20 protein-coding genes are annotated in these 20,508 nt (G+C 58.7%); 18 read left to right on the top strand and 2 right to left on the bottom strand.

What is annotated here, in order from left to right:
• Window positions 1-134 precede the first annotated feature (134 nt).
• The 15 genes from tpiA to WA367_RS09365 all read left to right on the top strand — a co-directional run bounded on the left by tpiA (window position 135) and on the right by WA367_RS09365 (window position 14,936).
• Entirely contained in the window at window positions 135-893 is a 759-nt protein-coding gene (gene tpiA / locus WA367_RS09435) for a triose-phosphate isomerase (protein WP_336056517.1), read from the top strand.
• 158 nt (window positions 894-1,051) lie between these two features.
• Window positions 1,052-1,471 carry a preprotein translocase subunit SecG gene (gene secG, locus WA367_RS09430; protein WP_336056516.1) on the top strand — a complete coding sequence of 140 codons (420 nt, stop codon included), beginning with the start codon at window positions 1,052-1,054 and terminating at the stop codon, window positions 1,469-1,471.
• Between the two features lie 140 nt (window positions 1,472-1,611).
• Window positions 1,612-3,240, top strand: a complete 1,629-nt coding sequence (locus WA367_RS09425; RefSeq protein WP_336056515.1) for a CTP synthase — start codon at window positions 1,612-1,614, stop codon at window positions 3,238-3,240.
• 57 nt (window positions 3,241-3,297) lie between these two features.
• Window positions 3,298-4,176, top strand: a complete 879-nt coding sequence (locus WA367_RS09420; RefSeq protein WP_336056514.1) for a VOC family protein — start codon at window positions 3,298-3,300, stop codon at window positions 4,174-4,176.
• Window positions 4,166-4,996 carry a 3-deoxy-8-phosphooctulonate synthase gene (kdsA, locus tag WA367_RS09415; protein ID WP_336056513.1) on the top strand — a complete coding sequence of 277 codons (831 nt, stop codon included), beginning with the start codon at window positions 4,166-4,168 and terminating at the stop codon, window positions 4,994-4,996. The genes WA367_RS09420 and kdsA overlap by 11 nt, the downstream gene beginning before the upstream one ends.
• 91 nt (window positions 4,997-5,087) lie before the next feature.
• Window positions 5,088-6,362, top strand: coding sequence for a phosphopyruvate hydratase (gene eno / locus WA367_RS09410; RefSeq protein ID WP_336056512.1), 1,275 nt, complete (start codon window positions 5,088-5,090; stop codon window positions 6,360-6,362).
• 131 nt (window positions 6,363-6,493) lie between these two features.
• A complete protein-coding gene (locus WA367_RS09405) occupies window positions 6,494-6,817 on the top strand; it encodes an FtsB family cell division protein (protein WP_336056511.1) in 324 nt (107 codons plus the stop codon).
• Window positions 6,818-7,074: 257 nt separating this feature from the next.
• Window positions 7,075-8,145 (top strand): pyruvate dehydrogenase (acetyl-transferring) E1 component subunit alpha, encoded by a 1,071-nt coding sequence (gene pdhA, locus WA367_RS09400; RefSeq protein ID WP_336056510.1) that lies wholly within the window; start codon window positions 7,075-7,077, stop codon window positions 8,143-8,145.
• A 13-nt stretch (window positions 8,146-8,158) separates the two neighbouring features.
• Complete coding sequence (locus WA367_RS09395; RefSeq protein WP_336056509.1) at window positions 8,159-9,559, top strand: pyruvate dehydrogenase complex E1 component subunit beta; 1,401 nt, start codon at window positions 8,159-8,161, stop codon at window positions 9,557-9,559.
• A gap of 13 nt (window positions 9,560-9,572) precedes the next feature.
• Complete coding sequence (locus tag WA367_RS09390; protein ID WP_336056508.1) at window positions 9,573-10,922, top strand: pyruvate dehydrogenase complex dihydrolipoamide acetyltransferase; 1,350 nt, start codon at window positions 9,573-9,575, stop codon at window positions 10,920-10,922.
• 15 nt (window positions 10,923-10,937) lie between these two features.
• A complete protein-coding gene (locus WA367_RS09385; protein ID WP_336056507.1) occupies window positions 10,938-11,576 on the top strand; it encodes an SGNH/GDSL hydrolase family protein in 639 nt (212 codons plus the stop codon).
• Window positions 11,577-11,668: 92 nt separating this feature from the next.
• Window positions 11,669-13,114, top strand: coding sequence for a dihydrolipoyl dehydrogenase (gene lpdA, locus WA367_RS09380; protein WP_336056506.1), 1,446 nt, complete (start codon window positions 11,669-11,671; stop codon window positions 13,112-13,114).
• Between the two features lie 85 nt (window positions 13,115-13,199).
• The gene (locus WA367_RS09375) at window positions 13,200-13,484 is read left to right on the top strand and encodes a GlsB/YeaQ/YmgE family stress response membrane protein (protein WP_336056505.1); all 285 of its coding nucleotides are present in this window, start codon (window positions 13,200-13,202) and stop codon (window positions 13,482-13,484) included.
• Window positions 13,485-13,493: 9 nt separating this feature from the next.
• Window positions 13,494-14,468: a lipoyl synthase gene (gene lipA, locus WA367_RS09370; RefSeq protein WP_336056504.1), complete on the top strand. Its 975-nt coding sequence runs from the start codon at window positions 13,494-13,496 to the stop codon at window positions 14,466-14,468.
• 9 nt (window positions 14,469-14,477) lie between these two features.
• Window positions 14,478-14,936: a type II toxin-antitoxin system RatA family toxin gene (locus WA367_RS09365; RefSeq protein WP_336056503.1), complete on the top strand. Its 459-nt coding sequence runs from the start codon at window positions 14,478-14,480 to the stop codon at window positions 14,934-14,936.
• On the opposite strand, the gene WA367_RS09360 is transcribed toward WA367_RS09365, so the two are convergent.
• Together WA367_RS09360 and WA367_RS09355 are read right to left on the bottom strand one after the other, a co-directional pair.
• Window positions 14,915-15,430 (bottom strand): CinA family protein, encoded by a 516-nt coding sequence (locus tag WA367_RS09360; RefSeq protein WP_336056502.1) that lies wholly within the window; start codon window positions 15,428-15,430, stop codon window positions 14,915-14,917. The genes WA367_RS09365 and WA367_RS09360 overlap by 22 nt on opposite strands.
• Window positions 15,431-15,442: 12 nt before the next feature.
• Window positions 15,443-16,663 (bottom strand): bifunctional 2-C-methyl-D-erythritol 4-phosphate cytidylyltransferase/2-C-methyl-D-erythritol 2,4-cyclodiphosphate synthase, encoded by a 1,221-nt coding sequence (locus WA367_RS09355; protein WP_336056501.1) that lies wholly within the window; start codon window positions 16,661-16,663, stop codon window positions 15,443-15,445.
• Between the two features lie 106 nt (window positions 16,664-16,769).
• Between WA367_RS09355 and dusB the strand changes: the two genes are divergently transcribed.
• The 3 genes from dusB to ntrC are packed head-to-tail and all read left to right on the top strand — an operon-like array spanning window position 16,770 to window position 20,454.
• Window positions 16,770-17,840, top strand: coding sequence for a tRNA dihydrouridine synthase DusB (gene dusB / locus WA367_RS09350; protein ID WP_336057093.1), 1,071 nt, complete (start codon window positions 16,770-16,772; stop codon window positions 17,838-17,840).
• Window positions 17,837-18,985, top strand: a complete 1,149-nt coding sequence (locus WA367_RS09345; protein WP_336056500.1) for a two-component system sensor histidine kinase NtrB — start codon at window positions 17,837-17,839, stop codon at window positions 18,983-18,985. The genes dusB and WA367_RS09345 overlap by 4 nt, the downstream gene beginning before the upstream one ends.
• Window positions 18,982-20,454, top strand: a complete 1,473-nt coding sequence (gene ntrC / locus WA367_RS09340; RefSeq protein ID WP_336056499.1) for a nitrogen regulation protein NR(I) — start codon at window positions 18,982-18,984, stop codon at window positions 20,452-20,454. Before WA367_RS09345 ends, ntrC begins: the two co-directional genes overlap by 4 nt.
• Window positions 20,455-20,508 lie beyond the last annotated feature (54 nt).

Here is a 20,508-nt window from a genome sequence, read left to right as displayed (position 1 = left end):
TCGATCCTGTATGGATGAGTGTTTTTGTCGTTGCAGGAAGGCAATAACGCCCCAAAGCTGCGCTGTCGATTGCTTTGTGCGGTCAATTTGGTAGGTGATCAGACGCTCAAAAGTCAAAGTATTGTGAGGAACAGATGACGCCGAACATCAAGCCGCTCATCGCTGGCAACTGGAAGATGCACGGGGCAGGAGGCTCGCTTGAGGTCCTCAAGGCCGCGGCTGAAGGCTTTGGTGAGGCCGCACCGGCAGCTGATGGCGTGATCTGCGTTCCAGCAACACTGCTTGATCGGGCGTCCCGAGTTGTTGAAGGCACCGCGTTGCAGACCGGGGGGCAGGATTGCCATGCTGCAGAGCAGGGTGCTCATACGGGAGACGTTTCCGCCGAAATGCTGGCCGATGCCGGCGCGGCCTATGTGATTGTGGGGCACTCGGAACGTCGTGCGGACCATGGTGAAGGCGATGCCACGGTCGCGGCCAAAGCCAAAGCCGCATGGCGTGCGGGTTTGACCGCGATCATCTGCATCGGCGAGACGGAAGCACAGCGCAAGGCAGGCGAGACCTTCACGGTTCTGGAGACGCAGATGGCGGGCTCGATACCCGGAGGCGCCACGGCATCGAATACTGTCATAGCCTATGAACCAGTCTGGGCGATCGGCACAGGACTGACGCCGGAAATCTCCGACATCGAAGCCGCGCATGCGCATATCAGGCAGCATCTGAAGACGCAGCTTGGCGCGGAAGTGGCCGATGCAATGCGTCTGCTCTATGGTGGCTCGGTAAAGCCGGGTAACGCCGAGAGCATACTTTCAGTGGATAACGTTGACGGTGCACTCATCGGTGGAGCAAGCCTGAAAGCGGAAGACTTCCTGGGGATTGCCCGCGCCGCCGGGTAATTCCATTGGTCTCCACCGCTTGCGGATAAAGTTGCAGCACTTATATCCGCAACGTTGCCGCCGTGCTTACGCGGGGGTTGGATTTTGCGATAAAGCCGTGTAATGAGCCGCGTCCGCAGCAATTCGCCGCTTGTCCGCGCAAGGCGCTGGAAGGAAAAATGCAAACTGTCATCATTGTCATTCACCTGCTTGTCGTCCTTGCCTTGGTCGGCGTTGTCCTCATGCAGCGCTCCGAAGGAGGAGGGCTTGGTATCGGTGGCGGTTCGGGCTTCATGTCCGCGCGGGGTGCTGCCAATGTGCTGACCCGCACCACGTCCATTCTTGCTGCAGCGTTTTTTGCCACTTCGCTGGCTCTTTCCCTGATCGCACGCTATCAGGCCAGCCCGACGGATATTCTGGATCGGCTGCCTCAGACGCAGGGCGAGACCGGACAGAGCCAGGGTGGCGCTGGCGTGCTGGATCAGCTCGGCGGTAGCGATCAGCCATCCGCACCAGCAGAAAGTGACGCACCGGCAGTGCCGAATGGTGAGGCCGCTCCGGCAGACAATGCCGAGCCACAAGTGCCCACCGGTCAGTAGCGGGTCGTAGAGAAGGCGCTTCAGGCGCCTTCATTTTTGGTCGCGTCGTGCGTTTTCGCCCGGCGTTCTTGTGAAAATTTGAGGTCCTTGCGATTTTGCCTCTGGCGGAATCGTCGCGGGCCAGTTATGCGGTAGGTCCCATGGCGCGATATGTTTTCATCACCGGCGGCGTGGTTTCTTCTCTCGGCAAGGGTATTGCAGCAGCAGCCTTGGGCGCATTGCTCCAGGCTCGTGGATACCGTGTGCGTATCCGCAAGCTCGATCCGTACCTGAATGTCGATCCAGGAACGATGTCGCCTTATCAGCATGGCGAGGTTTTCGTTACCGATGACGGTGCGGAAACCGACCTGGATCTCGGGCATTATGAACGCTTCACCGGGCGTTCGGCGACAAAGTCGGACAACATCACGACAGGTCGGATCTACCAGAACATCCTGGAGAAAGAGCGCCGTGGCGACTATCTCGGAGCGACAGTGCAGGTCATTCCGCACGTTACCGACGAGATCAAGCAGTTCATTCTGGAAGGCAATGAAGACTTCGACTTCGTCCTGTGCGAGATTGGCGGCACGGTTGGCGATATCGAGGCCATGCCGTTCCTGGAGGCTATCCGTCAGCTGGGCAACGAGCTGCCGCGCGGTAATGCAGTCTATGTGCATCTGACACTGATGCCGTGGATTCCGGCGGCCGGTGAGCTCAAGACCAAGCCTACGCAGCACTCGGTGAAGGAACTCCGCTCCATCGGTATTGCGCCGGACATTCTTCTCGTTCGCGCTGATCGCGAAATTCCACAGGAAGAGCGCCGCAAGCTTTCACTCTTCTGCAATGTGCGCGAATCGGCAGTCATTCAGGCGCTGGACGTTGCGCATATCTATGATGTGCCGACGGCCTACCATCGCGAAGGTCTTGATTCGGAAGTGCTTGCTGCCTTCGGTATCGAGCCGGCACCCAAGCCACGCATGCAGCAGTGGCTTGAAGTTGCCGACCGGATTCACAATCCGGAGGGCGAGGTCACCATTGCTGTTGTCGGTAAATATACCGGCCTGAAGGATGCCTATAAGTCGCTCAACGAAGCGTTGGCACATGGCGGGATGGCCAATCGTGTTCGAGTGAAGCTTGAATGGATCGAGGCGGAGATTTTCGAGAAGGAAGATCCCGCGCCCTGGCTTGAGAAAGTGCATGGCATTCTCGTTCCCGGCGGCTTTGGTGAGCGTGGCGCGGAAGGCAAGATCCTTGCGGCCAAATTCGCGCGTGAACGCAAGGTGCCGTATTTCGGCATCTGCTTTGGCATGCAGATGGCCTGTATCGAGGCTGCACGTTCACTGGCCGGCATTGAGGATGCCTCCTCCACGGAATTCGGCCCGACCAAGGAGCCGGTGGTCGGCCTCATGACCGAGTGGCTGAAGGGCAACATGCTTGAGAAGCGCACGGCTGCCGGCGATCTCGGCGGTACCATGCGTCTTGGCGCATTCGAGGCGAAGCTGGTTGAAGGCTCCCGCATTGCCGAAATCTATGGCAGCGAGACAATCTCCGAGCGCCATCGCCACCGATATGAGGTGAATATCGGATACCGTGAGAAGCTCGAGGAATGCGGTCTGGTCTTTGCTGGTCTTTCGCCTGACGGCGTTTTGCCGGAGACGGTGGAGTATGCCGACCACCCCTGGTTCATCGGTGTGCAGTATCACCCCGAGCTTAAGAGCCGACCGCTTGAACCTCACCCGCTTTTTGCGTCCTTCATCGAGGCGGCGGTTGAGCAGTCGCGGCTTGTGTAAGGCGTGGAGACTTGCACAGGTTTGCAATGTGCCCCGTGATGGGGCACATCGCATTTCATGAACGACGGAGCCTCCACTAGCTGTTCTCTCGCCATTGACCACTGCGTGTTGCCGGTGGCTTCGCTTGCCATTGCTCGTGAGCGCTATGAAGCGCTAGGCTTCACGGTTGCGCCGGATGCGCGGCATCCGTTTGGAACCGGCAATGCATGTATCTTTCTCGCGGACGGCACATATCTGGAGCCGCTCGCTATCTGCGAGACGGCTTCCTACGAAACTGCGCTTGCCGAGAAGAACAGCTTCATCCTTCGCGACTACAATTTCAGACAGGCGCGAGGAGACGAGGGCTTTTCCGCCCTCGCATTAAAAACCGAAGATGCGGACGCCGATCATGAGCGATTTGCGCGTTCGGGAATTTCCGCAGGCTCGCGCGTTGAGTTCGCACGCCCGCTGAAGGGCGCGGACGGATCGGTTGGTGAGGCCCGTTTCCGGCTGGCATTTTCAGCGCCGGCAAGTGCCGGAGGGTTCTGCTTCACCTGTCAGCGCCTGCATAGCTCGGTGATGGGGGCGGGGGCTTTGAGCGAGCACTCAAACGCGGTTGAAGGCCTTCATTCCGTTACCGTGAAGGTTAAAGACATGCCGGAAGCGCTTGGCTATTTCCGCAAGCTCGAAGGTCGCCCTTCAGCCGGTCCGGAAAAGGACACGGCATTGCGCTTTCGAAACTGTCGCGTCCGCCTGGAGCAGGACGCTGCCTTGCCCGCCGATGAGCAGATGCGCTTCGATGCATTGACATTCACGTCAACTGATATCGACAAGCTCCGTCACATTCTGATGCGCTCGAATGTCGTCTGGCAGGACAAGGACGGTGCTCTGCACGTTCCGCCAGCGCCGGGCCAGGGCGCAACATGCATCTTCCAGGAGAATCACCATGAAGCCTAATCCAAGAGTGAAGGTTGGCGAGGCCGTTTTCGCCAATGACGCTCCATTCTCGCTCATTGCGGGGCCATGCCAGATGGAATCACGCCAGCACGCGTTCGACATGGCTGGAAAGCTGAAGGAACTGACCGGAGAGCTTGGCCTTGGTTTCGTGTTCAAGACCAGCTTCGACAAGGCGAATCGCACGTCACTGTCGGGAAAGCGGGGCATGGGGCTTGAGGCGGCACTTCCTGTTTTTGCCGATATCCGCAAGGAACTGGCACTGCCGGTGCTCACCGACATTCACAATGAAGAACAGTGCGATGCCGTGGGCGAGGTGGTCGATGTACTACAGATTCCAGCCTTTCTTTGCCGCCAGACCGACTTGCTTATTGCCGCCGCGAAAACCGGCAAGGTCGTCAATGTGAAGAAGGGGCAGTTTCTTGCGCCTTGGGACATGGGCAATGTGATCAGCAAGGTCACCGAATCCGGCAATGCCAATGTTCTTGTGACGGAGCGCGGTGCTTCCTTTGGCTACAACACGCTGGTCTCCGACATGCGTGCCTTGCCTCAGATGGCCGAGTTCGGGGCGCCGGTGATCTTTGATGCAACCCATTCGGTGCAGCAGCCAGGTGGTCGGGGCGGCTCCAGTGGCGGTGACCGCCGGTTTGTTGAGCCGCTTGCGAGCGCTGCCGTCGCGGTAGGCGTTGCAGGCGTCTTCATCGAAACGCATGAAGACCCGGACAATGCGCCCTCGGATGGGCCAAACATGGTGCCGTTCCGCGATATGAGGCGGCTTCTGGAACGCCTGATTGCCTTTGATCGGGTGTCAAAGGACACATGATCCACTGGGTGTCATTGTCTTTTCGACGCCATCGGGTAAGAGAAGCGCATATTCTCCTATCCATCCACACGAGTAATGGGGACATCCTTCCATGACAGCCATCATCGACATCGTCGGACGTGAAATTCTTGACAGCCGCGGCAATCCGACCGTCGAGGTCGATGTGTTTCTCGAAGATGGCTCCATGGGCCGTGCGGCCGTTCCCTCCGGTGCATCCACCGGCGCACATGAAGCGGTCGAGCTGCGCGATGGCGGCACGCGCTATCTCGGCAAGGGTGTCGAGCGCGCCGTCGAGGCCGTGAATGGCGAAATCTTCGAGGCCGTTGGCGGCCTTGAAGCCGAAGAGCAGATGCTGATCGACCAGACCATGATCGATCTCGATGGCACGCCGAACAAGAGCCGTCTTGGTGCAAACGCCATTCTCGGCGTTTCGCTTGCAGTGGCAAAGGCTGCTGCCAACGCCTCCGGCCTGCCGCTCTACCGCTATGTCGGCGGTGCTTCCGCTCACATTCTTCCCGTGCCGATGATGAACATCATCAATGGTGGCGCACATGCCGACAACCCGATCGATTTCCAGGAATTCATGGTCATCCCGGTTGGTGCACAATCGCTTTCGGAATCCGTGCGCTGGGGTGCGGAAATCTTCCATACGCTGAAGGCGGGTCTCAAGAAGGCTGGTCACAACACCAATGTGGGTGACGAGGGCGGTTTCGCACCGGGCCTCAACAGCGCGCAGGAAGCGCTCGATTTCATCATGGCCTCGGTCGAGAAGGCCGGATACAAGCCCGGCGAACAGGTTGCCATCGGCCTTGATTGTGCTGCGACCGAGTTCTTCAAGGACGGCAAATATTTCTATGAAGGCGAGGGGCAAACGCGCGATGCACAGGCGCAGGCCGAATATCTTGCCAAGCTTTCTGCCGACTACCCGATCATTTCGATCGAGGATGGCATGGCAGAAGACGACTTCGAAGGCTGGAAGATCCTGACGGAACTTGCCGGTGATCGTGTTCAGCTGGTTGGCGATGATCTTTTCGTGACCAACTCGGCCCGTCTGAATGATGGTATCGGCATGGGGATTGCCAATTCGATCCTCGTAAAGGTGAACCAGATCGGTACGCTGACCGAGACGCTGGACGCGGTCGAGACGGCACACAAGGCAGGCTACACCGCCGTGATGTCGCACCGTTCCGGTGAGACGGAAGATTCGACCATTGCCGATCTCGCCGTTGCCACCAATTGCGGGCAGATCAAGACGGGCTCGCTTGCGCGTTCCGACCGGTTGGCCAAGTACAACCAGCTCATCCGCATCGAGCAGCAGCTTGGCCGACAGGCACGCTACCACGGCAAGAAGATGCTGCGCGGATAAGTTCGGCCAGAATTGAAGATATGAGGCGGCGCGGCGAGAAATTGCTGCGCCGTTTTTATATTGCTATCGGAATATAACGGTCCATTAAGCAAAATCGGGCGATATGCGGGACAGAAGGAGACGCTCTCGGCATGTGGACCCGCCATCACAAAAGACGCAACACCGGACGGCTGATCGTTCCCGCGATCACATGCGTCGTGCTGGCCTATTTCAGCTATCATGCCTATCATGGACGCTATGGCATCAACTCCAAGGAGCGGCTGCAGGCCCGGCTGGAGCTGCTTGAGGCGCAGCATCAGAAGATCGTCGGCAACCGGGTGAAGCTGGAAGAAAAGCTGGCCTTGCTGCAGGATGGCACGGTGGAACGTGATATGCTCGATGAGCAGGCGCGCAGGGCGCTGAACCTGGCGCAGGATCACGAGCTGGTCATCTTTAGGGTGCAGCGCAGCAATTAACCCAGGTTCGGTTAATTGCTCTTTTTCTCTGTCGTTATAACGGTTTAGCTGCATAGCTGGCATGCATTTTCCGCATGGCGGAACGCGTCCGGCCATGCTAGCCTTTTCGGCAACTGCAGCTCGGCGCTCCGTTTCCTTTTCAGGGAAGCGGGGCGCTGCAGCGCGCGGTATCATGTATAGCCTGCAAGGCCGTCGGTTCGCGTGAATCCTTCCCGCATCAAATGGGCGGCCTGATGCAAGACTTTAGGGAGTGACCGATGGCGACATCCGCCAGGAAAGCCTCATCGAAGTCAGCAGCCGGCCGTTCAAAGGGTACGCCCCAGACGGCTGTTGCTGCTGCAAGTGCGGTGAAGACACCCGAGCCCGCCGATTTCAACAAGGAAGAAGAACTGAAGGCCTATGAGGAAATGCTCCTCATCCGCCGCTTCGAGGAAAAGGCTGGCCAGCTTTACGGCATGGGGCTGATCGGTGGTTTCTGCCACCTCTATATCGGCCAGGAGGCCGTGGTTGTCGGCATGCAGATGTCGATGAAGGAAGGTGATCAGGTCATCACCGGCTATCGCGATCACGGTCACATGCTTGCAACCGGCATGGAAGCGCGTGGCGTGATGGCCGAGCTGACCGGGCGCCGTGGAGGCTACTCCAAGGGCAAGGGCGGCTCCATGCACATGTTCTCCAAGGAAAAGCATTTCTATGGCGGACACGGCATCGTGGGTGCTCAGGTCTCTCTCGGGACCGGTCTGGCCTTTGCGAATCGCTATCGCGGCAATGACAGCGTGTCCTTCACCTATTTCGGTGATGGTGCTGCCAATCAGGGCCAGGTCTATGAAAGCTTCAACATGGCCTCGCTGTGGAAGCTTCCCGTCGTCTACATCATCGAAAACAACCGCTACGCCATGGGCACCTCGGTATCGCGTTCATCCGCTGAAACCGACTTCTCCATGCGCGGCATCTCCTTCAAGATCCCGGGCATCCAGGTTGATGGCATGGATGTGCGTGCGGTGAAGGCTGCCGGTGATCTTGCGGTCGAGTGGTGCCGCTCCGGCAAGGGGCCGATCATTCTCGAGATGCAGACCTACCGCTATCGCGGTCACTCCATGTCGGATCCGGCCAAATACCGCTCGAAGGAAGAAGTGCAGAAGATGCGCTCCGAGCAGGACCCGATCGAGCAGGTGAAGAACCGTCTTATCGAGAAGAAGTGGGCGAGCGAGGACGATCTGAAGGCCATCGACAAGAAGGTCCGCGAGATCGTCGCCGATTCGGCCGAATTCGCCCAGAACGACCCCGAGCCGGATGTATCCGAGCTCTATACCGACATTCTGCTCTAAGGGGGACGCATCCATGCCAACGGAAATTCTCATGCCCGCGCTTTCCCCGACCATGGAGGAAGGCAATCTGGCCAAGTGGCTCAAGAAGGAAGGTGACAGCGTTGCTCCTGGCGACGTGATTGCCGAGATCGAGACCGACAAGGCCACGATGGAAGTCGAAGCCGTCGATGAAGGCACGATCGGCAAGATCCTGATCGAAGAGGGAACGGAAGGCGTGAAGGTAAACACGCCGATTGCCGTGCTTCTCGAAGAAGGCGAAAGTGCCGACGATCTGGACAAGGCTGCATCGAGCGCGCCATCGAAGGAAGCCGAAGCACCTGCCGAAGAGACATCTTCCCAGCAGAACGAAGAGGCGCCCAAGGCTGCTGCGATGCCCAAGGTCGTCAAGCAGGAGCTTCCTTCCGATCCGGATATTCCGGAAGGCACCGAAATGGTTCCGACCACTGTCCGCGAAGCGCTTCGCGACGCGATGGCGGAAGAAATGCGCCGTGACGAAGATGTCTTCGTCATGGGTGAAGAAGTTGCCGAGTATCAGGGCGCCTACAAGATCACTCAGGGGCTGCTCGATGAATTCGGCGACCGCCGCGTCGTGGACACGCCGATCACCGAGCACGGATTTGCCGGTGTTGGTGTTGGCGCTGCCTTTGCCGGTCTGAAGCCGATTGTCGAGTTCATGACCTTCAACTTCGCCATGCAGGCGATGGACCAGATCATCAACTCGGCTGCCAAGACGCTCTACATGGCAGGTGGCCAGATGGGTGCGCCGATCGTGTTCCGCGGCCCGAATGGCGCTGCCGCACGCGTCGCAGCCCAGCACAGCCAGGACTATGCCGCATGGTATGGCCATATTCCGGGTCTGAAGGTCGTCATGCCTTACACCGCAGCGGATGCGAAGGGCTTGTTGAAAGCAGCCATCCGTGACCCCAATCCGGTGGTCTTCCTTGAGAACGAGATTCTCTACGGCCAGACCTTCGACGTGCCGAAGCTGGACGACTTCGTGTTGCCCATCGGCAAGGCGCGCATTCACAAGAAGGGTACCGACGCGACCATCGTCTCCTTCGGCATCGGCATGACCTATGCGGTCAAGGCCGCCGAGGAACTGGCTGGCGAAGGTCTTGATGTGGAGATCATCGATCTGCGCACGATCCGTCCGCTTGATCTCGATACGGTGATCGAGTCGGTGAAGAAGACGAACCGTCTTGTGACCGTCGAGGAAGGCTTCCCGCAGTCGTCTGTCGGCGATCACATAGCTGCTCAGGTGATGCAGCGTGCCTTCGATTATCTCGATGCACCGGTCGTCACCATCACCGGCAAGGATGTGCCGATGCCTTATGCGGCCAATCTTGAAAAGCTGGCTCTGCCGAGTGTCGCTGAAGTGGTCGAAGCGGTGAAAGCCGTTTCCTACCGGAACTGAGGGAGCTGACTTCATGCCCATCAAGATCACGATGCCTGCACTCTCTCCGACGATGGAAGAGGGCAACCTTGCCAAGTGGTTGGTGAAGGAGGGGGATACCGTTTCAGCCGGTGATGTTATCGCCGAGATCGAGACCGACAAGGCGACTATGGAAGTCGAAGCCGTTGATGAAGGCACGGTTGCCAAGTTGGTTGTTCCCGAAGGCAGTGAAGGCGTGAAGGTCAACGCGCTGATCGCGATACTGGCCGAAGAGGGTGAAGACGCGGCCGAAGCTGCCAAGGCGGCCGATGGTGGCGACAGCGCTCCGGCCAGGGAAGAGCCGAAGGCAGATGCCGGGGAGAAGAACGAAGAGCCTTCTCCAGCCATTGCTGAAGCTCCGGCGAAGGCTGATGTTGCACCTGCTGCAAATGACGATACCGCCAAGGGCGAGCGCATCTTCGCTTCGCCGCTGGCGCGCCGCATCGCCAAGGATGCCGGTATCGATCTGAAGGCCCTGAAAGGCAGCGGTCCGAAGGGGCGCATCGTCAAGGCCGATGTCGAGAAGGCGAAGGCCGAGGGTGTGCCATCGGCAAAGGCCGCTGATGCACCTGCGGCAGCGCCTGCAGCCAAGCCGATGTCCGACGATGCGGTTCTAAAGCTTTTCGAGGAAGGCTCCTACGAGCTCGTGCCGCATGATTCCATGCGCAAGACCATCGCGCGGCGCCTCGTCGAGGCGAAGAGCACCATACCGCATTTCTACCTGACGGTGGATTGCGAGCTCGACGCACTGCTGAAGCTTCGCAAGGAGCTGAATGCGGCGGCACCGGTCATCAAGACCGAGAACGGCGAGAAGCCAGCTTACAAGCTGTCGGTGAACGACATGGTCATCAAGGCCATGGCCATGGCTTTGAAGGCTGTGCCGGATGCGAATGTGTCCTGGACCGAGGCCAATATGGTTCGCCACAAGCATGCCGATGTGGGCGTTGCCGTATCCATCCCCGGTGGCCTGATCACTCCGATCATTCGTCAGGCGGAGCAGAAGACGCTTTCCGCCATTTCCAACGAGATGAAGGATCTGGCGGTCCGTGCGCGTAATCGCAAGCTGAAGCCTGAGGAATATCTGGGCGGCAGCACTGCGGTTTCGAATCTCGGCATGTTCGGCATCAAGGAGTTCTCCGCCGTCATCAATCCGCCGCATGCGACCATTCTGGCCGTAGGCGCGGGCGAGCAGCGTCCGGTCGTCAAGGATGGCGAACTGGCTGTTGCAACGGTGATGTCAGCAACACTCTCGACCGACCACCGTGCGGTAGATGGTGTGCTGGGTGCCGAGCTTCTGGCTGCCTTCAAGCGTCTCATCGAAAATCCGATGGGCATGCTGGTCTAGCAGGGGCGGCAGCGGATGAAGACCATCCTGTGTTTTGGCGATTCCCTGACCTGGGGTTACGACCCGCAAGGTCCGGGACGCCATGCGCTGGAAGATCGTTGGCCAAGCGTTCTTGGCTGCGCGCTTTTAGGCAAGGCACAGGTGATTGCCGAAGGGCTGAACGGGCGTACCACCGCATTCGATGATTTCACGGCGGGCGTTGATCGAAACGGGGCACGGCTTTTGCCGAGCATTCTCTCAACCCATGCGCCGCTTGATCTCGTCATCATCATGCTTGGCACCAACGACATGAAGCTCTTCCTCTGCGGCCACGCCATCGGGGCTGCCAAGGGCATGCGTCGGCTGGTGGAGATCGTGCAGACGCATGTCTACCCGTTGGAGCAAGAGGCGCCAAAGGTCCTGATCCTCTCGCCACCACATGCAGTTGCCACTCCAGATGGCGATTTCCAGCAGGTATTTGACGGGGCGGTGGAAGAAAGTGCGAAACTGGCCCGCCTTTACCGAGAGGTGGCAGAGGTTTCAGGCACAGGCTTCTTCGATGCGGCTTCCGTGGCAAAGGCCAGCCCGATTGACGGCGTTCATCTTGATGCGGCCAACACACGTTCCATCGGTGAGGCACTCGCCGGGCCGGTTAAGGAAATTCTCGCGCTGTAGGCTTAGCGCCCGAGCGCTTCCGGAAGGACAAATGTCCTTCTCACTCATTACGGGATGCATCGATGCATCCATGATTGAAGGAGACACAGTCAGTGGCTGATTCCTACGACGTTATCATTATCGGGTCCGGCCCCGGCGGCTATGTAACCGCGGCGCGCGCATCGCAGCTGGGTCTGAAAACGGCCATTGTCGAGCGCGAACATCTGGGCGGCATCTGCCTGAACTGGGGCTGCATTCCGACAAAGGCGTTGCTGCGTTCGGCGGAGATCATGGAATTTGCCGAGCATGCGGACCAGTATGGTCTCAAGCTTGAGGGCAAAGTGACGGCTGACACTGCGGCCGTGGTCGATCGCTCGCGCAAGGTTTCGCTGCGCCTGAATGGCGGCGTCGAGTTCCTCATGAAGAAGAACAAGGTCGACGTGATCTGGGGTGAGGCCAAGATCACGGGCAAGGGTGAAGTGACAGTCGCCGCACCGAAGAAGAAGGCAATCGAGCCGCAGCCGCCCAAGCCGAAAAAGACCTTGGGTGAGGGGACCTACAAGGCCAAGCACATCATTGTCGCGACCGGTGCACGCCCGCGCGTGCTGCCGGGCATCGAGCCTGATGGCAAGCTGATCTGGACCTATTTCGAAGCAATGGTGCCAAAGGAAATGCCCAAGTCGCTGATCGTCATGGGTTCCGGCGCCATCGGCATCGAGTTTGCCAGCTTCTATCGCAGCATGGGTGCGGATGTGACCGTGGTCGAACTTATGCCGCAGATCATGCCGGTCGAGGATGCGGAAGTTTCCAAATTTGCCAAGCGTCAGCTTGAAAAGCAGGGCATGAAGTTCAAGCTCGAAGCCAAGGTTACCAAGGTCGAGAAGAGTGGCAACAGCGTCACCGCACATGTCGAGACCAAGGATGGCAAGGTCGAGAAGATCACAGCCGACCGTCTCATTTCCGCCGTGGGCGTTCAGGGCAATACGGAAAATCTCGGTCTGGAAGAACTTGGTGTGAAGGTTGAACGCGGCACGGTCGTTGTCGACGGCTATGGCCGGACCAATGTCGAGGGCATCTATGCAATCGGTGATGTTGCCGGCGCACCGATGCTGGCGCACAAGGCCGAGCATGAAGGCGTGATCTGTGTGGAGAAGATTGCCGGTGTGCCCGGCGTTCATCCGCTCGACAAGGGCAAGATCCCCGGTTGCACCTATTGCCATCCGCAGGTGGCCTCTGTCGGTCTGACGGAAGCCAAGGCAAAGGAAGCAGGCCGCGATATTCGCGTCGGCAAGTTCCAGTTCGGCGCCAATGGCAAGGCGATTGCACTTGGCGAGGATCAGGGCTTTATCAAAACCATTCTAGACAAGAAGACGGGCGAGCTTCTGGGTGCCCATATGGTGGGCGCCGAAGTCACCGAACTCATTCAGGGCTTCGTGATCGCCATGAATCTTGAGACCACCGAAGAAGAGCTGATGCACACGGTCTTCCCGCATCCGACGCTGTCGGAGATGATGAAGGAAAGTGTGCTTGATGCTTACGGGCGGACGCTGAACGCTTAATCAAGGCGAAGGGCAGGGGGTTGACGCCTGCCCTGTAAACTGGTTGGCGTGAGCCCGAATGCCTATATGGGCGAAGGAGCGCAGAATGGAACCGGATCTAGCCATTATGTCCATGCCGGGTGTCGGCTTTATCGGAATGCTGCTGATCGGATTCCTGGCGGGCTACATCGCCGAAAAGACGATGAACCGCGATCACGGGTTTCTGACCAACATTCTGGTTGGCATTGCCGGCTCGTTCGTGGGCGGTACGGTTGCCGGTGTGGTTGGCATCGAGTTTTACGGCTTCCTTGGAAACCTCGTCGTAGCAACTGCTGGCGCGATCCTCATACTCTGGCTCTTCGGACGGTCGGAAAAGCCGCGCGCACGATAGGAAGAAGCAATGGTCACCATTCTCGACAACCGCGCTGCCAAGCCGCGCCCACGCCATCCCGAAAAGGCTCATCGGCCTGATCAGGAAGTGATGCGCAAGCCGAAATGGATCCGCGTGAAGGCGCCGACGTCCAAAGGATATCTTGAAACGCGCGAGATCGTGAAAACGAACAAGCTCGTCACGGTCTGCGAGGAAGCCGGTTGCCCGAATATCGGCGAGTGCTGGGACAAGAAGCACGCGACCTTCATGATCATGGGTGAGATCTGCACCCGCGCATGCGCGTTCTGCAATGTCGCCACCGGCATTCCTGCGCCGCTCGATCTGGATGAGCCGGCCAATGTGGCCAAGGCCGTTGTCGAGATGGGCCTGAAGCATGTCGTTATCACTTCCGTGGATCGCGACGATCTGAAGGATGGTGGTGCGCAACATTTTGCGGACGTCATCCTGGCCATCCGGGCAGCTTCGCCGGAGACGACCATCGAGATCCTGACACCGGACTTCCTCCGCAAGGATGGGGCATTGGAAGTGGTCGTTGCTGCCAGGCCGGACGTTTTCAATCACAATCTGGAGACGGTTGCCTCGAACTATCTCACGGTTCGTCCCGGCGCGCGCTATTTCCACTCGATCCGGCTGCTTCAGCGCGTGAAGGAGCTTGATCCGTCCATCTTCACCAAGTCGGGCATCATGGTCGGTCTTGGCGAGGAGCGGAACGAGGTTCTGCAGCTCATGGATGATCTGCGCTCGGCTGATGTCGACTTCATCACGATCGGCCAGTATCTGCAGCCAACGCGCAAGCACCACCCGATCAAGAAGTTCGTGACGCCGGAGGAATTCAAGTCTTACGAGACCGTCGCCTATTCCAAGGGCTTCCTGATGGTCTCCTCCAGCCCGCTCACGCGCTCTTCGCACCATGCGGGCGAGGATTTTGAGCGGCTGCGTGCAGCGCGCGAAGCCAAGCTGAATGCTGTTGCCAAGTCGGCGTGATCATCAGCAATGCCGAAGCATGAGACCGTAAAGCGGGTGAACCACAGCGCGAAGGAGATGTTCGCGCTGGTTGCCGATGTGGAAGCTTATCCGGAATTCGTGCCGATGTGCGAGGCACTGGTGGTGCGTTCCGAAAAGGAACGCGATGGTGTGCGCATTCTCGTGGCGGACATGACGGTTGGCTACAAGGCCATCCGCGAAACGTTTACCAGCCAGGTGGTGCTCAAGCCCGAAGAGAACCTGATTGAGGTTCGCTATATCGACGGTCCGTTCCGCTTTTTGCAGAACCGCTGGTTCTTTGAAGCGGTTTCCGAGGGTGTCTGCGACATTCACTTCTTCATCGAATACGAGTTCAAGAACCGCATGCTTGGCATGTTGATGGGCGCGATGTTCGACCGCGCCTTTCGCATGTTCACCGACGCTTTTGAAAAGCGCGCGGACCAGGTCTATGGTGTGGCTTCCGTCTGACGCGAGAGGCTTTCGGCGGCGTCCAGCACCAATTGCAGTGCGGTCATGACACTGTCGCGCCGGACAATGGCGCGGCCTTCCGGAGCAAAATTGCGCTTTTCCGTTTTCACCGTTTGGTCCCGAACGGCAATACCGAACCAGACCAGTCCCACCGGCTTGTCCGGGCTTCCGCCACCGGGACCTGCGATGCCAGTGATGGCAACGGCTATGTCGGCGCGCGAATTGCGCAGCGCGCCGGCAGCCATCTCGCGGGCGCATTGTTCGGAAACGGCGCCATATTGCTCAATGGTCTCTGGCTGTACGCCCAGCATGTCGATCTTGGCATCATTGGTGTAGGTGACGAAGCCGCGGTCGAGTATGTTCGACGCGCCGTTCAGGTCGGTAATCGCCCCGGCAACCAGTCCTCCGGTGCAGGATTCGGCAGTGGCCATCATCAAGCCGCGCTGCTGCAGGGTTTGAAGAACCTTACCTGCCAGGATTTCCGTATCGCTCATCAATCGACCTCATTATGGCAGTTGGCCCGGATAGACGACACTCGCCGTTGCGATTGCAGCTATGCCTTCTTCGCGGCCGACAAATCCCAGCTTCTCGTTGGTGGTGGCTTTCACCGATATGCGCTCCGGCGAAATGCCCAACATGGACGCAAGTTCCGTCGTCATGGCTTCCCGGTTAGGGCCGATCTTCGGTGCTTCGCAGATGAGGGTGATATCTGCATTGGCAATACGTCCGCCCCGCTCGCGCACCAGCCGGACAGCATGTTCGACGAACAGCCTGGAAGCTGCCCCCTTCCATTGGGGGTCAGATGGAGGGAAATGCGTGCCGATATCTCCTGCGCCACATGTGGCGAGCAATGCGTCGGTCAGTGCGTGTAGCCCGACATCGGCATCCGAATGACCGGACAGCTTCTTGTCGTGGGGGATGCGTATGCCACAAAGCGTGACGTGGTCGCCTTTTTCGAAGGAGTGAACATCGTATCCATTGCCCGTGCGCACATCAGGATACTGCATCGGATTCGCCCTCATCTTACGGTCTGCAGCCTCGATGTCCTCGGGCCAGGTTATTTTAACGTTGCTTGCCGAGCCGAACACGATCTTCACCTTAAGGCCTGCCCATTCCGCGATGGCGGCATCGTCAGTGAAGTCTGACAGCCCCTGCTGATTTGCAGACTGGTGAGCCTTATGGATCTTGCGAAAGGGAAAGCCCTGCGGTGTCTGCGCGGCGAACAGATTCTCCCGTGAAACTGTTTCCGCAACCAGGTTATTCGCAGCGGCGCGCTTCAGCGTGTCGGAAACAGCGACCGCCGGCAGTGCTCCACAATCATCCTCAATGGTCTGGATGACGCGGGAAATGAGTTCATGGTCGACAAATGGCCGCACCGCGTCGTGGATGAGCACTTTTCCGACATTAAAATCGGCCAGGGCATCGAGGGCGAGAAATGTGGAGGCTTGGCGCGTTGATCCGCCTATGACCGACTGCACCCGTTCACCCAAACCGCGTGTGGCATCCGCAAACAGGTCTACATCCTCTGCATGAATGGCCACGACGACGCGAGATATTTCCGGATGGTTCAGGAACTGCTCAAGCGTGTGACGTATCACGGGTTTTTCCGCGATATGCCTGTACTGTTTCGGCCCGTCCTTACGTCCTCCTGCGCGCTCACCACGGCCGGCGGCAACGAGGACGACTGCAGTTTCGGACTTTTCTTCTTTCGAGCTTGGATTCTGCATGGGGCGAGGATTAGAACGACCGCCTCCAAAATGCCAATCATGAATTCCAAACGGTGGCGCGGCATTCATGGTGCCCGCACTTTTCGGATTGCGCCGCCGTCACAACATGTCTACAAAATATGCAGAAGCAATAGGTGCCTTAATTTTGAGCAAGAACAGCGCTGCAGTCCTTACTACTCCGCTTCAAGTGGGAAATGTCACGCTGAGGAACAGGGTGTTTCTGGCCCCCATGTCGGGTGTGACCGATCTGCCATTTCGCATGCGTGCACATATGCATGGCGCCGGGCTTGTTGTTTCGGAGATGGTGGCGAGCGGGGAGCTTGCCAAGGGGCGAGATGAGAGTGCGCGCCGCATCGACCGTCCCGACATTGATGTTCACATGGTTCAGCTTGCCGGGCGCGATGCCTATTGGATGGCGGAAGCTGCAAGAATTGCGGAAGCCGAAGGCGCGGATATCATCGATATCAATATGGGCTGTCCGGCCAAGAAGGTCACTGGCGGCTATTCCGGTTCCGCTCTCATGCGCGAACCCGATCACGCTCTTTCTCTCATTGATGCGGTGGTGCAGGCCGTCAAGGTTCCTGTGACGTTGAAGATGCGGCTTGGTTGGGATGAGAATTCGCTCAATGCGCCGGATATTGCGGTCAGGGCGGAGGCAGCCGGTATCCGGATGATTACGGTTCATGGCCGCACGCGCTGTCAGTTTTACAAGGGTGAAGCCGATTGGTCGGCGATCGGGGCTGTCAGCGAGGCCGTGAGTGTGCCCGTTGTCGCGAATGGTGATGTCGGCACTGCTGAGGATCTCCCTGTCATTCTTGAACGCTCAGGGGCGGATGCGGTCATGGTGGGGCGTGCCCATTATGGTGCGCCATGGACCGCGGGCCTTCTGGCCAGGCAGGCAGCAGGAATGGTTCAAGCGGGAACCACAGAGATTCCGGCAGATGCGGCGAGCTATGTCGCCTCGCATTATGAGGACATGCTTTCGCTATATGGCACCCGCCGCGGCGTGCAGCATGCGCGCAAGCATTTGGGCTGGTATGCGCAGCGCTTTCTACCAGAACTTGATGACGTGGAACGCACGGCGCTGATGACCGAGACGGATGCGGCGAAGGTTCTTGATACGATCGCGCGCATTTTTCCTGACAGTTCACGAGATGCACGGAGATTGGTTGCTTGAAGGCGGATGAGAGTTCGGCGGGCCCTACGGGTCCTGATACCGCGCAGCTTGCGTTGAACGCTTTGGGTCACCCGGTGATCATGGTGGACCAGGACGGTTACATCACCTTCGCCAATGCTGAGGCGGAGGATTTCTTCAGGGTCAGCGCCGCGGTGCTCAACCGCAACAGGCTTTCCGATTTCGTCCCTTTTGGCAGTCCGCTTCTCACCCTTGTTGATCAGGTGCAGGAGCGAAAGGCAGCCTTCAATGAGTATCGGGTCGATATTTCCTCGCCGAGATTGGGTTCCGACCGGTTGGTGGACATCTATGTTGCGCCGGTGGCGGAATTGTCCGGGCATGCGGTGGTCATGTTCCTGGAGCGCGGGATGGCCGAGAAGATCGATCGTCAGATGACCCACCGGGGTGCGGCAAGGTCGGTCTCGGGTCTGGCGGCCATGCTTGCCCACGAGATCAAGAATCCGCTTTCCGGCATACGCGGCGCCGCCCAGCTTCTGGAAAGCGTCGTGACGGACGAGGATCGACCGCTGGCTCGCCTCATCACGGAGGAGACTGATCGGATTGTGGCGCTGGTCGACCGCATGGAGGTTTTCTCCGATGAGCGTCCGGTGGATCGCGAGCCGGTCAATATCCACGTGGTCCTTGATCATGTGAAGGCGATTGCCAGCAACGGCTTTGCCAAGAACATCACGATTACCGAGCGATATGATCCCTCTCTGCCGCCCATTCTGGCAAATCGTGACCAGCTGGTTCAGGTATTCATAAATCTGTTGAAGAATGCCGCGGAAGCTATTGGAAACAAATCGGACGGGGAGATCATAATCTCCACCGCATTTCGACCGGGGATCCGCTTTTCCGTGCCTGGAACGAAGGAGCGCATCTCCCTGCCGATGGAATTTTGCGTGCATGACAACGGCCCGGGCGTGTCACCCGATATCCAGTCGATCATCTTCGATCCCTTCATTACGACGAAGCAGAACGGATCAGGCCTGGGGTTGGCACTGGTCGCAAAGATCGTGGGCGCGCATGGTGGGGTCATCGAATGCGACTCCACGTCCCGCGGGACCACCTTCCGCGTGCTGATGCCTGCCTGGCGCGAGCGTGATCGGCGCGGCACGGACGAGCAGACTGTGGGGCAAAAGGCATGACGATACGCGGCAATATTCTCGTCGCCGATGATGATGCGGCAATCCGGACGGTACTCAACCAGGCGCTTTCTCGCGTTGGTCATCAGGTACGTGTGACCTCCAACGCTGCAGCACTCTGGAAATGGGTTGCCGCGGGCGAGGGCGACCTCGTGATCACGGATGTGGTTATGCCCGACGAAAACGCCTTTGATCTTCTTCCGCGGATCAAGAAGACGCGTCCGGACCTGCCGGTGATCGTGATGAGTGCGCAGAACACATTCATGACGGCTATCAAGGCTTCCGAGGCAGGGGCATATGAATATCTGCCCAAGCCGTTCGATCTCAGCGAGCTGTTGAGCATTGTCGGTCGGGCATTGGCCGAGCCGAAACCCGCCAAACCCGAGAATAAGCCGGAAGAATCCTCGGAGAAGATGCCGCTTATTGGCCGCTCGGCGGCCATGCAGGACATTTACCGCATGCTTGCGCGCATGATGCAGACCGATCTGACGGTCATGATCAATGGTGAGAGCGGCACGGGCAAGGAGCTGGTTGCGCGAGCGCTGCACGAGTTCGGCCGCCGCAGCAAGGGGCCTTTTGTTGCCATTAACATGGCGGCCATTCCGCGCGACCTGATCGAGTCGGAACTGTTCGGCCACGAAAAGGGCGCGTTTACCGGTGCCCAGAACCGCTCATCCGGACGATTTGAGCAGGCCGAAGGCGGAACGCTGTTTCTGGACGAAATCGGCGACATGCCCATGGAAGCACAGACGCGCTTACTTCGCGTATTGCAGCAGGGTGAATACACCACAGTTGGTGGCCGAACGCCCATCAAGACGGATGTGCGCATTGTTGCCGCGACCAACAAGGATCTGCGCGCGCTGATCAATCAGGGGCTTTTCCGCGAGGATCTTTTCTATCGGCTCAACGTGGTTCCTCTCCGCCTGCCGCCGCTGCGCGAAAGGGCGGAGGACATTCCCGATCTGGTGCGGCATTTCTTTGAGTTGGCCGAGCGCGAGGGGCTTCAGGCAAAGCGCGTCTCACGCGGCGGGCTGGATGCCATGATGCGCTATCCGTGGCCGGGCAATGTGCGCGAACTGGAAAATCTCGTTCGGCGCCTTTCTGCCCTTTATCCGCAGGACGAGATCTCCGAGGAAATCGTTCTTTCCGAGCTTGGCAGCAACAGCGTTTCCTCCCCAGTCTCAACGGGCGAGGCCGTGCTGCCGGAAGATGTGTCGCTTGGACAGGCGGTGGAGCAATATCTACAGCGGCATTTCAGGTCGTTCGGTTCGGACCTTCCTCCGCCGGGGCTGTATCAGCGAATACTGGCAGAGGTTGAATATCCGCTGGTTCTGGCTGCGCTGGCTGCCACACAGGGCAACCAGATCAAGGCATCCGAGCTCCTCGGCGTTAACCGAAATACGCTGCGCAAGAAAATTCGTGAGCTTGGGGTTGATGTGTTTCGCGCGTCCAAGCACCGTCAGGTCTCCTGATAATCTCCTGTTGCCCACAGCAGTTTTTGACGCTTGAGGGCGAGATGTTGCAAT

Origin of the sequence: Nitratireductor sp. CH_MIT9313-5, assembly GCF_037029545.1 — a bacterium.
Lineage (GTDB): Bacteria > Pseudomonadota > Alphaproteobacteria > Rhizobiales > Rhizobiaceae > Chelativorans.
Note: the sequence above shows the minus strand (reverse complement) of the source record. Positions and strands in the feature narration are given on the sequence as shown.

What these genes read in the sequence shown, in the direction of transcription:
- tpiA (WP_336056517.1), top strand. Translation starts at nt 135, where the DNA reads ATGACGCCGAACATCAAGCCGCTCATCGCTGGCAACTGGAAGATGCAC.
- secG (WP_336056516.1), top strand. Translation starts at nt 1,052, where the DNA reads ATGCAAACTGTCATCATTGTCATTCACCTGCTTGTCGTCCTTGCCTTG.
- WA367_RS09425 (WP_336056515.1), top strand. Translation starts at nt 1,612, where the DNA reads ATGGCGCGATATGTTTTCATCACCGGCGGCGTGGTTTCTTCTCTCGGC.
- WA367_RS09420 (WP_336056514.1), top strand. Translation starts at nt 3,298, where the DNA reads ATGAACGACGGAGCCTCCACTAGCTGTTCTCTCGCCATTGACCACTGC.
- kdsA (WP_336056513.1), top strand. Translation starts at nt 4,166, where the DNA reads ATGAAGCCTAATCCAAGAGTGAAGGTTGGCGAGGCCGTTTTCGCCAAT.
- eno (WP_336056512.1), top strand. Translation starts at nt 5,088, where the DNA reads ATGACAGCCATCATCGACATCGTCGGACGTGAAATTCTTGACAGCCGC.
- WA367_RS09405 (WP_336056511.1), top strand. Translation starts at nt 6,494, where the DNA reads ATGTGGACCCGCCATCACAAAAGACGCAACACCGGACGGCTGATCGTT.
- pdhA (WP_336056510.1), top strand. Translation starts at nt 7,075, where the DNA reads ATGGCGACATCCGCCAGGAAAGCCTCATCGAAGTCAGCAGCCGGCCGT.
- WA367_RS09395 (WP_336056509.1), top strand. Translation starts at nt 8,159, where the DNA reads ATGCCAACGGAAATTCTCATGCCCGCGCTTTCCCCGACCATGGAGGAA.
- WA367_RS09390 (WP_336056508.1), top strand. Translation starts at nt 9,573, where the DNA reads ATGCCCATCAAGATCACGATGCCTGCACTCTCTCCGACGATGGAAGAG.
- WA367_RS09385 (WP_336056507.1), top strand. Translation starts at nt 10,938, where the DNA reads ATGAAGACCATCCTGTGTTTTGGCGATTCCCTGACCTGGGGTTACGAC.
- WA367_RS09375 (WP_336056505.1), top strand. Translation starts at nt 13,200, where the DNA reads ATGGAACCGGATCTAGCCATTATGTCCATGCCGGGTGTCGGCTTTATC.
- lipA (WP_336056504.1), top strand. Translation starts at nt 13,494, where the DNA reads ATGGTCACCATTCTCGACAACCGCGCTGCCAAGCCGCGCCCACGCCAT.
- WA367_RS09365 (WP_336056503.1), top strand. Translation starts at nt 14,478, where the DNA reads ATGCCGAAGCATGAGACCGTAAAGCGGGTGAACCACAGCGCGAAGGAG.
- WA367_RS09360 (WP_336056502.1), bottom strand. Translation starts at nt 15,430, where the DNA reads ATGAGCGATACGGAAATCCTGGCAGGTAAGGTTCTTCAAACCCTGCAG.
- WA367_RS09355 (WP_336056501.1), bottom strand. Translation starts at nt 16,663, where the DNA reads ATGCAGAATCCAAGCTCGAAAGAAGAAAAGTCCGAAACTGCAGTCGTC.
- dusB (WP_336057093.1), top strand. Translation starts at nt 16,770, where the DNA reads ATGTCTACAAAATATGCAGAAGCAATAGGTGCCTTAATTTTGAGCAAG.
- ntrC (WP_336056499.1), top strand. Translation starts at nt 18,982, where the DNA reads ATGACGATACGCGGCAATATTCTCGTCGCCGATGATGATGCGGCAATC.